A 13445-nucleotide genomic window follows, 5' to 3' on the forward strand; every position below is an offset into this window, starting at 1 on the left:
GCCGGGCTGAAGCGCGAAGCGCGTCTTCGAACCGAAGCCCCGGCAATCCATCAGTTAAGAATTTTGATGGATGGACCCGCGGGTCAAGCCCGCGGGGGACAAGCGGAAAACAACGGATAGCCCATGGCCACCTTCCACTTCGATCTCGTCTCTCCGGAAAAGCTCGCCTTCTCGGGTGAGGTCGACCAGGTCGACATCCCCGGCGTCGAGGGTGACTTCGGCGTGCTGGCGGGGCATGCGCCGGTCGTGGCTGCGATCCGGCCCGGCATTCTCACCATCACCACCGGCGGCAAGCACGAGAAGATCATCGTGCTCGGCGGTCTCGCGGAAGTCTCCGAGAAGGGCCTGACCGTGCTCGCCGACGTCGCGACGTCGCTGGAGGAGCTCGATCGTGCCCAGTTCGCCGAGACGATCGCGGAGATGGAGGAGGGGCTGAAGGAGCACGAAGGCGGCGAGCTCGACAACGCCATCGCGCGGCTCGACCACTACAAGAGCATCCAGCAGCAGCTCACCTCCACGGCTATGCACTAAGCCCCGGCGCATCCGCTCCGGGGCCAGTCTCGAAATTCTTGAAATAGTTCAGCGCTCGTCACCGACCGTGGCGGGCGCTGAAACTTTGTTGCACCGCGCTGGCGATCGCGGCATTCTGCCTTGCGGATTTGGTCCCGGGGCGGTCGCAGATGAAACGCAAGATCGCAGCGATTTTCGCGGCCGATATTGCCGGTTATTCGAGATTGGTCGCGGAAGACGAGGAGGAGACGCTGCGGCGCCTCGCCTCCTATCGCGAGGTCGTCGACGATTTCATCGCCAAGGTCGGCGGGCGTATCTTCAACACGGCGGGCGATGCCGTGCTGGCGGAATTCCCGAGCGCGGTCGATGCGGTGCGCTGTGCGATCGACATCCAGGAATCCCTGCGAACCCGCAACATGGCCTATCCGCCGAGCCGGCAGATGTCGTTCCGCATCGGCATCACCATCGGCGACGTCGTCGAGCGCGACGGCGATCTCTTAGGCGACGGCGTCAACATCGCGGCACGGCTGGAGGGCCTCGCCGAGGTCGGCGGCATCTGCGTCTCGCGCGCCGTGCACGAGCAGGTCGCCAACAAGCTCTCGGTGCAGTTCGCCGACATCGGCGCGCAGGAGGTCAAGAACATCCCGACGCCGGTGCATGCCTATATGGTGGCGATGCGGCGCGAGGACGGGACCTACGGCAAGCCGCAGTTGAAGAAGGCGGCGTCCAAGGTGGCCGCCGCACCGGTGTGGATGTGGCCGCTGGTGGTGGCTGTGGTCTCGACCGTCGCGATCGGCGTCACCGGCTTTCTCTACAACACCAAGCTCAAGCAGGCGGCGAGTGTCGCAGCGGCGCCAACTCAGGCGTCAAGTTCTGCACCCAGTCCCGCGCCGACTGCAAATGCAGCCGCGCCGAGCCCAACGCCGACGCAGATGGTGAAGGCGCCGATGATGCCGATGACGCCTTCGAATGCCGGCACCGCAATGGCGCCGATGCCAACGCCGTCGCCATCGGCTTCACCGATGTCAGGAAAGTTGTCCGCCGACAGCGTGCCCTTCATCAACGAGCGCGTGCGCAACTTCCTCGCCGGCGACTACGCGAGCTCCGGCGACCACAAGGCCTTCGCGCTCAATGTCGGCGGTTTCACCGGCTCGGCGCTGAACCAGGCGAGCGAGGAGGCCGCGCGCAACATGGCGGTCGAGCAGTGCCAGAAGCGCGCCGATGCCGCGCAATCGCCGCGGCGCTGCGAGCTCTACGCCGTAGGCGACAATGTGGTCTATGCGCATGGCAAGCCGCCGATGCCGCCGCCACCCTTTTTCCGGCACGATGCGATGACCGAGCGAACCTTTGTCTCGAAGGTTTTTCCGATGGTGCGCGAGCCGCAGAAGGTCCGGCTCGAGAACATCTTCGTGCCTGCGGCCAAGGCGCGCTCGGTCGCGCTGGGACCGGGCGGACAATATTTCATGGTGCTCGGCGCTTCGTCCGCCGAGGACGCGGCGCGGCGATCCCTGGAATCGTGCGGTGCGATTGCCGGCGTGGCGTGCCTGGTGGTTGCGATCGACGACAATTTCGTCGTACCGATCCCGACCCTGTTCAGGATCACCGGCTTCTTCAATGCCGCCGCCAACCCCTCGATCGTGGTGGATGCGCGCGGCGAGGTCGTGCGCAAGCTCGGTGATGCCATGGGCTGGAACGCGGTCGCCGTCGGCACCGCGGGCCGGCCTGGCCTCGGCCTCAAGGCCGCCGACGAGCAGGCCGCAATCAAGTCCGCGCTCGCCGATTGCGCCAAGCGCGACAGCGACTGCCACGTCATCGCCATCGGCCCCTTCACGGTCGGTCCGATCAATTAAAGCATGATCCGGAAAAGTGCGAAGCGGTTTTCCGGGAAGATCATGCGCAAACAACAACCTAAAGCGCGATGACGATTCATCTAAATCTCATCGCGCTTTAGCGCGCGATGCTTTGGCCCGATTGGCCCTCAGCCAACGCGGCGCTCCCTTCCCCCCAAATCTCGTTCGAAATTCCCCAACGATTTCAAACCCCATCTTACTGTGCATGGGGTTGTTTTCGCGGTTTTAGTTTGCGAAGGCCGCGAACTCTCGCGCCACGGCCCGATAAACCTCACGTCGGAACGGCACCACGATGTCGGCGACGTGGTCGAGGCGCTCCCAGCGCCAGGCGTCGAATTCCACGGGTTGGCCGTTGCGCGGTGTCAGCGGGTCGATCTCCTCGTCGCGGCCGGTGAAGCGCAGCGCGAACCATTTCTGGCGCTGGCCGCGGAATTTGGCGAGGCGATGCGTCTGCGGGCCGTCGTAAGGCGGGAATTCGTAGGTGAACCAGTCGGTCTCGCCGAGATAGTCCGCGCTGACGACGTTGGTCTCCTCCCAGAGCTCGCGCATCGCAGCGTCGCGCAGGTTCTCGCCCTCGTCGACGCCGCCCTGCGGCATCTGCCAGTCGAGCCCCGGCAGGATGATCTCGGGCCCGTCGCCCTTGAAGCGGTGGCCGATCAGGACTTGGCCGTCGGCATTGAAGAGAGCGATGCCCACGTTGGGGCGGTAGGGTTTTTGATGGGGCATGTGCTTTCGCTCTCCGTCGTCGTTCCGGGGCGATGCGCAGCATCGAACCCGGAACCTCGAGATTCTCAGGTGCGCAATTGCGCACCATAGTTCACGCTTCGCGTGCCCCGGAATGACGGCGGAGGTCAATCCTCCACCAGCGACGAAAATTCCTGCACCACGCGCTCGTAGACAGGGCGCTTGAAGGGGATGATCAGTCCGGTCAGGTTCTGCATCGGCTCCCAGCGCCAGCTCACGAACTCGGCCTTGTGGCCGCCGCCGCCGGGCTTCTCGACGTTGATCTCGCTGTCCTTGCCGGTGAAGCGCACCGCGTACCATTTCTGGCGCTGGCCGCGGTAGCGGCCTTTCCAGGCACGCCCGGCGACGGTGCGGGGAATGTCGTAGGTGAGCCAGTCCGGGCCCTCGCCGAGCCGCTCGACCGAGCGCACGCTGGTCTCCTCATAGAGCTCGCGCTTGGCGGCCTCCCAGGTGTCCTCGCCGGGATCGACGCCGCCTTGCGGCATCTGCCAGACATGGGTGTCGTCGACATGCTCGATGCCGCCGGCACGGCGGCCGATGAACACCAGGCCCTTCGGATTGATCAGCATCACGCCGACGCAGGTCCGGTAGGGCAGATCCTCGTAACGCGCCATTCCGCCAGACCTCTCGCGTGCTGTCGGTAGGACTTAACCGGTTCCGCGAAGAGCCGTGTCCGACCAATTCGTTGATTTAGCTGGATTTTGATTTCAGCATCGCGGTTGTCAATGGCACCAAAAGAATACCCCGGTCGGCCAGCGTTTTGGTCCAGGCGGCGATACGCTCGATCGAGACGGGAAGCGCGGAGGCCGTACCGACGGCGACGCCGCGCTCGCGCGCCGTCGATTCGAGCTTGTTCAGGGCGCGGTCGATCTCGGTCGGGGTCGGCACCACGTCGATCGCGATGTCGCCCTTGCCGAATGGCATGGCCTGGTTCGCGGCGGCCGGGGCTGCGATGCTGCGGGGCGAGGAGCCGTCGTCGAAGAAGCCGAGGCCGCGCTTGGCAGCCTCGCGGATGATCGGCTGCATCGCCGGCTCCGTGGCGATGAAGCGGGCGCCCATGAAATTGGTGATGCCGGCATAGCCCTGCATCCGGCTCAGATGCCAGTACAGGCGGTCCATGTTCTGGTCGGCGCTGAGCGAGGTCAGCAGCGTCTGCGGCCCCGGGTCGTTGTCCGGGAAGTCGTAGGGCTCCATCGGAATCTGCAGGAAAATCTCGTGGCGCTGCGCGCGGGCCCGTTCGGCGAGCTTGCCGGGATCGGCGCCGTAGGGCGTGAAGGCCAGCGTGACCGCCGCCGGCAGCCTCATGATGGCATCTAGGGTCTTGGCGGCGCCGACGCCGAGCCCGCCGATCACGATGGCCACCACGGGCATCTTAACGGCCTTGGCGCGGTCGGCCTCCGCCGCATAGACGTTGAACGGCTTCAGGTCGCCGGCGACCACCGGGATCATGCCGTAGCGTGACTTCTCCAGCAGCTTCGGATTGATCCCGGCCATGACGGGCGGCGGCGCGGACGCCGCCTCGCCCTTGTCGGCGGCATCGCCGCCCCCGATCACCACGTCGTGGCGGGCGCCGGTGGAGCCGTCGATCATGGTGACGGTCTTGTGCTCGCCGGGGGCGGCCTGCTTCGGGGCCTCCTGGGTGCCTTGCTTGCCCTCCGGCTTGCTCTCCGAGCCGTGGCCGGAGGCCGCCGGCTTCTCGTCCGTGGCATCGGGAGCGCGGATGGCGATCCGCGTCATTGGCTCCCCGCCGAGCGGGTCCTTGTTGAAGATGGCGAAGCCGGCAAAGGTGACGAGGAACAGGCTGAGCAGGACCGCGAGCAGCTGCGTGGCCGTGAACGGTGGCCGCAGCCGGCGTTTCCGGCGCGGCTTGTCCTGTCCGAGCGGGGCGCTCAGATCATCCGCCGTTTCAGTCATGCGCGATCCCGAATCACTGCAAATGACGATACCACGCCGAGGTCAAGCGGCGGCAGGCCGGGATAGGCCGGGGAGTCGGGAGTTCCAAACGAAAAGGGCGGCTTCCGGAGCCGCCCTTTGGGGAATCGCGTGAGACGCCGCCGACCTAGTTCGCCGCTTTCGGCTTGTCGGTCGTCGCCTTGTTGTCGCCGCCCGGGGGGGGCGCGGCCGAGGCGCTGTTCTTGATGCCGTGGAGCAGGTCGCCGGCGAGCTTGAGCGCCTTGTCGTCCTTGGCGTCCGGCGGGACGTAGGACTGCGAGCCGGTCTTCTCGTCGCCGTCGTTCTTCAGATGGCCGCGCAGCGAAGCCTCGCCCTTGGTGTCGGTGCGCGACTTCAGCTCATCCGGCACGTCCTGGAGCACTTCGATGTCGGGCACGATGCCCTTGGCCTGGATCGACTTGCCCGACGGCGTGTAGTAGCGCGCCGTGGTCAGCCGAAGCGCGCCGTTGCCGCTTCCGAGCGGAATGATGGTCTGCACCGAGCCCTTGCCGAACGAGCGCGTGCCGACGATGGTCGCGCGCTTGTGGTCCTGCAGCGCGCCGGCGACGATTTCCGATGCCGAGGCCGAGCCGCCATTGACCAGCACGATGACCGGCTTGCCCTTGGTGAGGTCGCCCGCATGCGCGGTGCGGCGCTGGGTCTCCTCGGCGTTGCGGCCGCGGGTGGAGACGATCTCACCCTTCTCCAGGAACGAGTCGGAGACGGTGACCGCTTCCTCGAGCAGGCCGCCCGGGTTGTTGCGGAGGTCGATGATGTAGCCCTTCAGCTTGTCGCCAATCTGATTCGAGAGGTTGGCGACCTCGCGCTTCAGGCCTTCGGTGGTCTGCTCGTTGAAGGTGGTGATGCGGATATAGGCGATGTCGTCCTGCTCGACGCGCGCGCGGACCGAGCGGACGCGGATGTTGTCGCGCACCAGGGTGACGTCGATCGGATTGTCCTGGCCCTTGCGGATGATCTTGAGCTTGATCTTGGTGTTGACCGGGCCGCGCATCTTCTCGACCGCCTGGTTCAGGGTCAGGCCCTGCACCGCCTCGTCGTCGAGATTGGTGATGATGTCGTTGGCCATGACACCGGCGCGCGAGGCCGGCGTATCGTCGATCGGCGAGACCACCTTGATGAGGCCGTCTTCCATCGTGACTTCGATGCCGAGGCCACCGAATTCACCGCGGGTCTGCACCTGCATGTCGCGGAAGCTCTTGGCGTCCATGTAGCTCGAATGCGGATCGAGGCCGGTGAGCATGCCGCTGATGGCGGATTCGATCAGCTTGGTGTCGTCGGGCTTCTCGACATAGTCGGAGCGCACGCGCTCGAAGACGTCGCCGAACAGATTGAGCTGGCGATAGGTGTCCGCGGTCGCGGCTCGCGCGCTGGAGCCCATGAACACCGCGCGCGGCTGGGTCACGAACAGCGTCAGCGCCGCGCCGGTGGCCGCGCTGAGGAGGATTACTGAAGTCTTGCGCATCATCCGCGAACCTTCTCGCCTTCATTTGCGGCCCACCATGGGCCTGGATCGATTGGAGTGCCGTCCTTACGGAACTCGACATACAGCACAGGTTGACTCGCGTTCGTAGCGAGAATGGAGGCGACTTGTGATGTCGACCCCATGGTCGCGACCGGCTCCCCCGTGAGCACAAACTGTCCGATGTTGACCGAAATGCGCTCCATCCCGGCGATCAGGACATGATACCCGCCCCCGGCATTGAGGATCAAGAGTTGTCCATAGCTGCGGAACGGGCCGGAATAGACCACCCAGCCGTCACACGGCGTTGTGACCTGGGAGCCGGGCTTGGTCGCCAGCGAAATGCCCTTCTGGACCCCGCCGACTCCGTCGGAACCGCCAAAGTCCCTGATCTTGTTACCGTTAACCGGAAGCGGGAGGAGACCCTTGGCTGAGGCGAAGGCGATGGCTGGTGTGGTGCGGGAGCGGTCCTTGAAAGCAGCCGGGCCCGACTTGGCGCTGGCGGCTGCCTTGGCCTCGGCTTGCCTCGCGGCCTCGGCGGCTTTCTCGGCGGCCTTGGCGGCGCTTTGCAGATCCTGCTCCATCTTGGTGATCAGGCCCTGGAGATCGCCGACCTGCTTTGACAGCATGATCGCGCGCGCGTTCTCCGCGTCGAGGTCCTTTTCGCGTGCCGCCTGCTGGCGCTGCCGCTCGTCGACGAGGGCGGTGAGCCGGGTCTGGTCGCTCCTGACCCTGTCTCGGTCGGAGGCGAGCTGGTCGCGCTCGGTGGCGATGGTCTTGCGCAAGGCCACGAGTTCGCCGAGCTCGCTCGCGATCCTTTCGGCGCGGCCGCGCAATTCCGGCACCACGGCGCCGAGCAGCATCGCGGTGCGCAGCGATTGCAGCGCATCTTCGGGCCGCACCAACAGCGCGGGCGGCGTGCGCCGTCCAGCCCGCTGCAACGCCGCCAATACCTCGACGATGTCGGCGCGGCGCGAATCCAGCGAAGCGCGCACCTCCTGCTCACGGCCGTTCAGGTTTCGCAGCCGCGCTTCGGTGTCGTCGATCTTGGTTTCGACCGTGCGCACATTGGCGGCGGTGTCGATCAGCTGCTGATTGAGCTGGGTGCGGTCCCTGCCGAGCGCGGTGATCTCGGCCTTGAGCTTGGCCTGCGCCTCCTCCGCGCTCTTCTGCCTGGCGCGCGCGGCTTCCAGCTCCTGCTCGCGCTGCTTGATGGCATCGGGCGAGACGGCTGCAGTCTGTGGCGCGGGCGCTGCTGTCTGAGCTTGCGCGAGGCTTGCGCCGGCAACGCTTGTGATCAGCAAGAGGTTGAGGAGCGGCGCTCGCATCGCTTCAGGCAAAGGTGCTCGTTGTGGCGCGCATCACGCGCGGTGATAGGGATGGCCGGCCAGAATGGTGGCGGCCCGGTAAAGCTGTTCCAGAAGCATGACGCGGACCATTTGGTGCGGCCAGGTCGCAGAGCCGAACGCGATCGCGAGCTTGGCCTTACGGCGCAATTCGGGCGAAAGTCCGTCCGCCCCTCCGATCACGAAGATAGTATGTCCGGCGCCTTCGTCTCGCCAGCGCGACAGATGCCGTGCGAATACGGTGGAATCGAGATTTTGCCCGCGCTCGTCCAGCGCCACCAGGATCGACTTTTCAGGAATATGCGCCGAGATCGCCGCGGCCTCCTCGGCCATCCGCGTCGCGGTGTCGCGCGCCCGGCTTTCGGGGATTTCGTGGACCGTGAGCTCGCGGAATCCGAGCTTGCGGCCAACCTCGTCGAACCGCTCGAAATAGCGGTCGGCAAGCTCCCGTTCGGGGCCCTGCTTCAGCCGGCCCACCGCAATGACAGCAACACGCATGATATTTTCAGGGTCGCGTTTTCAACACCGCGCGCGTGAAGCGCGCGCACGACGCTAGCATGCGCGTCAGCCGATTCGAAATCGGCTCAGCGAGCCTAGATCGCCTTCGCCGCCCCTGGGCCCTGCGTGTACAATCGCTCGAGATTGTAGAACTCGCGGACCTCGGGTCTGAACACGTGCACGATCACGTCGCCGGAATCGATCAGCACCCAGTCGCAATTGGGCAAGCCCTCGACATGGATGGTCTTGATGCCGTTTTCCTTCAGGCTCTTGGTGACGTTTTCCGCGATCGCGCCGACGTGCCGGTTGGCCCGGCCGGTGGTGACGATCATGTAGTCGGAGTACGCCGATTTGCCGCGAAGGTCGATGGTGACCGTCTCTTCCGCCTTCATGTCCTCGAGGCGGGAGAGGATCAGGCTCAGCGTCTTGTCGGCGTCGGGTTGCGCCTTCAAGGCCGCAGCTTTGGTCGATGTTTTACGCGTCGGCTTGGCAACCTTGGGTAAAACAGACTTGGACAATACAGATGTGGTCAGGGACCATTCCTTTCACTGTATCGCGAACGCCGAATCCGGCGCCCACCGGTTACACTACATCATGTGGGGTTAAGGGTTTCAATATGCCAGAGAGGCGGAAGCCCACACCACCGCCGTACACTCCGTCTCATGTCGTACCTTTCCAGCTCCCGTCCGGGTTCCGTAAGCCCGTCGAGGACAGGTTCAGCTTCAATCCGGTCAGGAACACCCAGGCCGGCGCCGGCCGACCTGCAAGCAGCGCTGCCTTATTCTCGGGCAGACGGTAGCGCGATAACGCCTGGGCTGCGGGCGAGGCGAGGGCGCGAAAACTCCGGGGCGGACGATCGATGACCGCGAGCGGGACCTGAGCGGCGATGCGTCGCCAGTCCTGCCACCGGTGGAATTGAGCGAGATTGTCGGCGCCCATGATCCAGACAAAGCGCAAGCCGGGAAAGCGGCGGCGCAAGGGGTTGATCGTGTCGATAGTGTAGCGGGTACGGATGACGGATTCGAGACAGCTGACCTCGATGCGTGGATCATCGGCGACATCACGCGCGGCCTGCATGCGCTCGCCGAGCTCATGCAGATTGCCGTTCTCCTTCAGCGGATTGCCCGGTGTGACCAGCCACCAGACGCGATCCAGTTGCAAGCGCTTGAGGGCGAACTGGCTGATGGCGCGATGCGCCTGGTGCGGCGGATTGAACGAGCCGCCGAGCAGGCCGATGCGCATGCCTTGCGTGTGAGGCGGGACTGCCTGCGACACGAAACGCGGCACGACGAAATGGTTGCTCAATGCCAACGCCTCGCGACGTTTACGGCCGCGTCTGGCCGGTGCCGTGGACGCGATATTTGAAGCTCGTCAATTGCTCGGCGCCGACCGGACCGCGGGCGTGGAATCGGCCGGTGGCAATGCCGATCTCGGCGCCGAAGCCGAACTCGCCGCCATCGGCGAACTGCGTCGAGGCGTTGTGCAGCACGATTGCGGAATCGACCTCGCTGAGGAATTTCTTCGCCGCAGCTTCATCTGCGCTCACGATCGCATCGGTGTGGTGCGAGCCGTGGTTGTGGATATGCGCGATGGCGCCGTCGACGCCATCCACCACTTTTGCGGCGATGATCGCGTCGAGATATTCGGTGTCCCAATCGTCTTCGTTGGCAGGTTTTACGCGCGCGTCTGCTTTCTGTACCGCATCGTCGCCGCGCACTTCGCAGCCGGCCTCGATCAGCATCTCGACCAGCGGCTTCAGGTTGTTGCCGGCGGCGGCGCGATCGATCAGCAGCGTCTCGGCCGCGCCGCAGACGCCGGTGCGGCGCATTTTCGCGTTGAGCACGATCGACTTCGCCATGGCAAGGTCGGCGCTGGCATCGACATAGACGTGATTGACGCCTTCGAGATGTGCGAACACCGGCACGCGCGCCTCCTGCTCGACGCGCGCGACGAGGCTCTTGCCTCCGCGCGGCACGATCACGTCGACGGTGCCGTTGAGGCCCGACAGCATCATGCCGACCGCGGCGCGGTCGCGCGTCGGCACCAGCGTGATCGCGGCTTCGGGCAGGCCGGCCTCGCGCAGGCCCTGCACCAGGCAGTCATGGATCGCGCGGCAGGAGCGGAAACTGTCGGAGCCGCCGCGCAGGATCACGGCATTACCTGATTTCAGGCACAGCACACCGGCATCGGCAGCAACATTGGGCCGGCTCTCAAAAATCACGCCGACGACGCCGAGCGGCACGCGCACACGCTCGATGGTCATGCCGTTCGGCCGCTGCCAGCTCTCGGTGACGATACCGATGGGATCGGCAATGCCGCGCACGATGCCGATGCCCTCGGCCATAGCCTCGACGCGCGCTGGCGTCAGCGTCAGGCGGTCGATGAAGGAGGAGGTGGCATTGCCGGAGGCGCGGGCCTCCGCGACGTCCTCGGCATTGGCGGCGAGGATCGCCGCAGTGTTGCTGCGGATCGCCCGCTCCATGGCCTCGAGCGCCCGGTTCTTCTGCTCCGGCGGCGCCAGCGCCAGCACGCGCGCGGCAGCGCGCGCACGGGTTCCGAGATCGGACATCAGCGCCTGGAGATCGCCGGTCCGATCGGCATTGCCGTCGACGGCTTTGAGGGGGGCGGCCATGGGAGTTCAACCTTCTGCTAAGGGCCTCTCCTAGCACGGAAATCCCGCTTTTGCGAAGGGCGGGGAAGGTATGGCAGGGCTTCAAGCTGGCCGTTTCCTGGGTCAGTGGCCAGCAGGAAGGGGCCGTAGCGGCCCTTACCCGCCGACCACCAGATCGTCGCGGTGGATCATCTCAGATCGCCCGCTGATGCCGAGGATCGCCATCACGTCGGGGGTAGAGCGGCCCCTGATCCGCTCGGCCTCGTCGGCATCGTAGGCGATCAGGCCGCGGCCGATCTCGCTGGTGTCGGGGCCGCGCACGATCACGGCATCGCCGCGGGCGAACTGGCCCTCGACCTTGATCACGCCGGCCGGCAGCAGGCTGGCGCCAGCGCGTAGCGCCGTCACCGCCCCGGCATCGATCGTCAGCGTGCCCTTCGGCTCGAGCGTGCCCGCGATCCAGCGCTTTCGCGATGTGATGGGATTGGCCGGTGTCAGGAACCAGGTGCAGCGGCCGCCATCGGCGATCGCCTGTAGGGGATGCTCGATCTTGCCGGAGGCGATCAGCATATGCGTGCCGCCCGTCGTCGCGATCTTGGCAGCCTCGACCTTGGTGCGCATGCCGCCGCGCGACAGCTCGGACTCGGCGTCGCCTGCCACCGCCTCGATCTCCGAGGAGATGCTTTCGACCACCGGAATGAGCTTGGCGCCCGGGTTGTTCTTCGGCGGAGCGTCGTAGAGGCCATCGATGTCGGACAGCAGCACGAGCAAGTCGGCGCTCGCCATGGTGGCGACGCGCGCGGCGAGGCGGTCGTTGTCGCCGTAGCGGATCTCGTTGGTCGCCACGGTGTCGTTCTCGTTGATCACGGGGATGGCGCGCCATTCCAGCAGCTTGCCGATGGTCGAGCGCGCGTTGAGATAGCGGCGGCGCTCCTCGGTGTCCTGCAGCGTCACCAGGATCTGGCCGGCGCCGATGCCGTGCGCCCCGAGCACCTCGGACCAGATCCGCGCCAGCGCGATCTGGCCGACGGCGGCGGCGGCCTGGCTCTCTTCCAGCTTCAGCGGGCCGCGCGGCAGCTTGAGGCGGCTGCGGCCGAGCGCGATCGAGCCCGAGGACACCACGAGAACGTCGCGTCCTTCCTTGTGCAGCTTGGCCATGTCGTCGGCGAGCGCGGCGAGCCAGGACGCCCGCACCTCGCCCTTGTCGGAATCGACCAGCAGCGCGGAGCCGACTTTGACGACGATGCGGCGGAATTGACTGAGTTCGGGGCTGGCCATGTGCGTATGTGTGTTGGCGCGTTTGGGCGGTCTGCTCTGCATTGGAAACGGCGGAGCGGAAAGGGCGGCGCCGGTCGAGGCCTGCTTTTGCAGCAGGACGATGGCCGACGCAAGGCAGGCGGAATGGTAAACGGGCCTTGTCTTGGGCAACGGCCCGGTTCTAATGCCAGCAACCAATAATGGGCTGGAGAGGACGTCAAATGGATCGCCGCAAATTCATGACCGGATGTCTCGCCCTGCCGCTGCTGGCTCGAACGGGTGAGGCGCGAGCGCAGGCCGGGTTGACCAAGATCGTCTTCCCGTTTGCCGCCGGGGCCGGCGGCGACACGCTGTGCCGGCTGATCGCGCAGGAGATGGCGCCGGTGCTGCAGCGGACCGTCGTGGTCGAGAACCGCACCGGTGGCGACGGCCTGATCGGCATCAAGGCGGTGAAGGGCGCAAGCCCCGACGGCAGCATGGTGCTGGTGACGACCGGCCCGACCATGTACCTGCTGCCGATGGTCGAGGCGACGCCGAGCTTCGACACCTCCAAGGATTTCGTTCCGGTGTCACTGCTGGCGCGGTTCGAGTTCGCCGTGGTGATTGGTCCGGGGGTTGAAGTCGCCGACTTCAGGGCATTCGTCGCCTGGCTGAAAGCGCATCCTGACAAGACCTCGTTCGGCGTACCGAGCAACGGCACCATTCCGCATTTCATGGGCTCCAAGCTCGAGAAGGATCTCGGCATTCCCCTGACCCGCGTGCCTTATCGCGGCAGCGCGCCGATCCTCAACGATCTCGTCGGCGGCCACATCTCTTTCGGCATCACTACGCTGGCCGATGCGCTGCCGCAGCATCGTGCCAAGGGTGTGAAGATCATCGCTGTGTCGAGCGCCGAACGCTCGCCGTTCGCGCCTGACGTTCCAAGCCTGAGGGAGAGCGGCATCGATCTCGTTGCCGACGCCTGGTACGGCATGTGGCTTCCCGCCGGCAGCCCGTCGGAGTTTGCAAGCAAGCTCGGCGCGGCCGCGAGCGCCGCACTCGCCAAGTCCGAGGTGAAGGAGAAACTGACGGCGATCGGCCTCATTCCGGTCGGCAGCAATGCGGATGGATTGACGAAGGAGCTCGCCGCGAACACCGCGCTGTGGCAGCCGATCGTGAAGGCGACGGGATACAAGATCGAGAATTGAGAAGCGCGGCGCGTTCCACTTTATCCCCTC

Annotated in this window: 13 protein-coding genes; 3 read left to right on the forward strand and 10 right to left on the reverse strand. The window is 65.8% G+C overall.

The features are described 5' to 3' along the window. The first annotated feature begins 123 nt into the window (after positions 1-123). Positions 124-531 (forward strand): F0F1 ATP synthase subunit epsilon, encoded by a 408-nt coding sequence (locus X268_RS33825; RefSeq protein WP_128928962.1) that lies wholly within the window; start codon positions 124-126, stop codon positions 529-531. Between the two features lie 149 nt (positions 532-680). Beyond that, the gene (locus tag X268_RS33830) at positions 681-2360 is read left to right on the forward strand and encodes an adenylate/guanylate cyclase domain-containing protein (protein ID WP_128928963.1); all 1680 of its coding nucleotides are present in this window, start codon (positions 681-683) and stop codon (positions 2358-2360) included. A 225-nt stretch (positions 2361-2585) separates the two neighbouring features. On the opposite strand, the gene X268_RS33835 is transcribed toward X268_RS33830, so the two are convergent. From X268_RS33835 to proB, 10 genes are all read right to left on the reverse strand, one after another. After that, positions 2586-3086, reverse strand: coding sequence for an RNA pyrophosphohydrolase (locus tag X268_RS33835; protein ID WP_128928964.1), 501 nt, complete (start codon positions 3084-3086; stop codon positions 2586-2588). A gap of 125 nt (positions 3087-3211) precedes the next feature. After that, positions 3212-3718 carry an RNA pyrophosphohydrolase gene (locus X268_RS33840; protein WP_128928965.1) on the reverse strand — a complete coding sequence of 169 codons (507 nt, stop codon included), beginning with the start codon at positions 3716-3718 and terminating at the stop codon, positions 3212-3214. A 76-nt stretch (positions 3719-3794) separates the two neighbouring features. Beyond that, positions 3795-5018, reverse strand: coding sequence for a divergent polysaccharide deacetylase family protein (locus X268_RS33845; protein WP_128928966.1), 1224 nt, complete (start codon positions 5016-5018; stop codon positions 3795-3797). A 145-nt stretch (positions 5019-5163) separates the two neighbouring features. Further along, positions 5164-6522, reverse strand: a complete 1359-nt coding sequence (locus X268_RS33850) for a S41 family peptidase (protein ID WP_128928967.1) — start codon at positions 6520-6522, stop codon at positions 5164-5166. Further along, on the reverse strand, positions 6519-7844 hold the full coding sequence (locus tag X268_RS33855) for a murein hydrolase activator EnvC family protein (protein ID WP_128928968.1): 1326 nt from the start codon (positions 7842-7844) through the stop codon (positions 6519-6521). The genes X268_RS33850 and X268_RS33855 overlap by 4 nt, the downstream gene beginning before the upstream one ends. Positions 7845-7877: 33 nt before the next feature. Then, positions 7878-8360 carry a 23S rRNA (pseudouridine(1915)-N(3))-methyltransferase RlmH gene (gene rlmH, locus X268_RS33860; protein WP_128928969.1) on the reverse strand — a complete coding sequence of 161 codons (483 nt, stop codon included), beginning with the start codon at positions 8358-8360 and terminating at the stop codon, positions 7878-7880. Between the two features lie 95 nt (positions 8361-8455). After that, entirely contained in the window at positions 8456-8812 is a 357-nt protein-coding gene (gene rsfS / locus X268_RS33865) for a ribosome silencing factor (protein WP_128928970.1), read from the reverse strand. 208 nt (positions 8813-9020) lie between these two features. Beyond that, entirely contained in the window at positions 9021-9665 is a 645-nt protein-coding gene (locus X268_RS33870; RefSeq protein ID WP_164938067.1) for a nicotinate-nucleotide adenylyltransferase, read from the reverse strand. A gap of 19 nt (positions 9666-9684) precedes the next feature. Further along, on the reverse strand, positions 9685-10992 hold the full coding sequence (locus X268_RS33875; protein ID WP_128928971.1) for a glutamate-5-semialdehyde dehydrogenase: 1308 nt from the start codon (positions 10990-10992) through the stop codon (positions 9685-9687). Positions 10993-11127: 135 nt separating this feature from the next. Further along, positions 11128-12249 carry a glutamate 5-kinase gene (proB, locus tag X268_RS33880; protein WP_128928972.1) on the reverse strand — a complete coding sequence of 374 codons (1122 nt, stop codon included), beginning with the start codon at positions 12247-12249 and terminating at the stop codon, positions 11128-11130. Between the two features lie 200 nt (positions 12250-12449). Between proB and X268_RS33885 the strand changes: the two genes are divergently transcribed. After that, the gene (locus tag X268_RS33885) at positions 12450-13415 is read left to right on the forward strand and encodes a Bug family tripartite tricarboxylate transporter substrate binding protein (protein ID WP_128928973.1); all 966 of its coding nucleotides are present in this window, start codon (positions 12450-12452) and stop codon (positions 13413-13415) included. Positions 13416-13445 lie beyond the last annotated feature (30 nt).

The organism is Bradyrhizobium guangxiense, from assembly GCF_004114915.1.
GTDB classification, from domain to species: domain Bacteria; phylum Pseudomonadota; class Alphaproteobacteria; order Rhizobiales; family Xanthobacteraceae; genus Bradyrhizobium; species Bradyrhizobium guangxiense.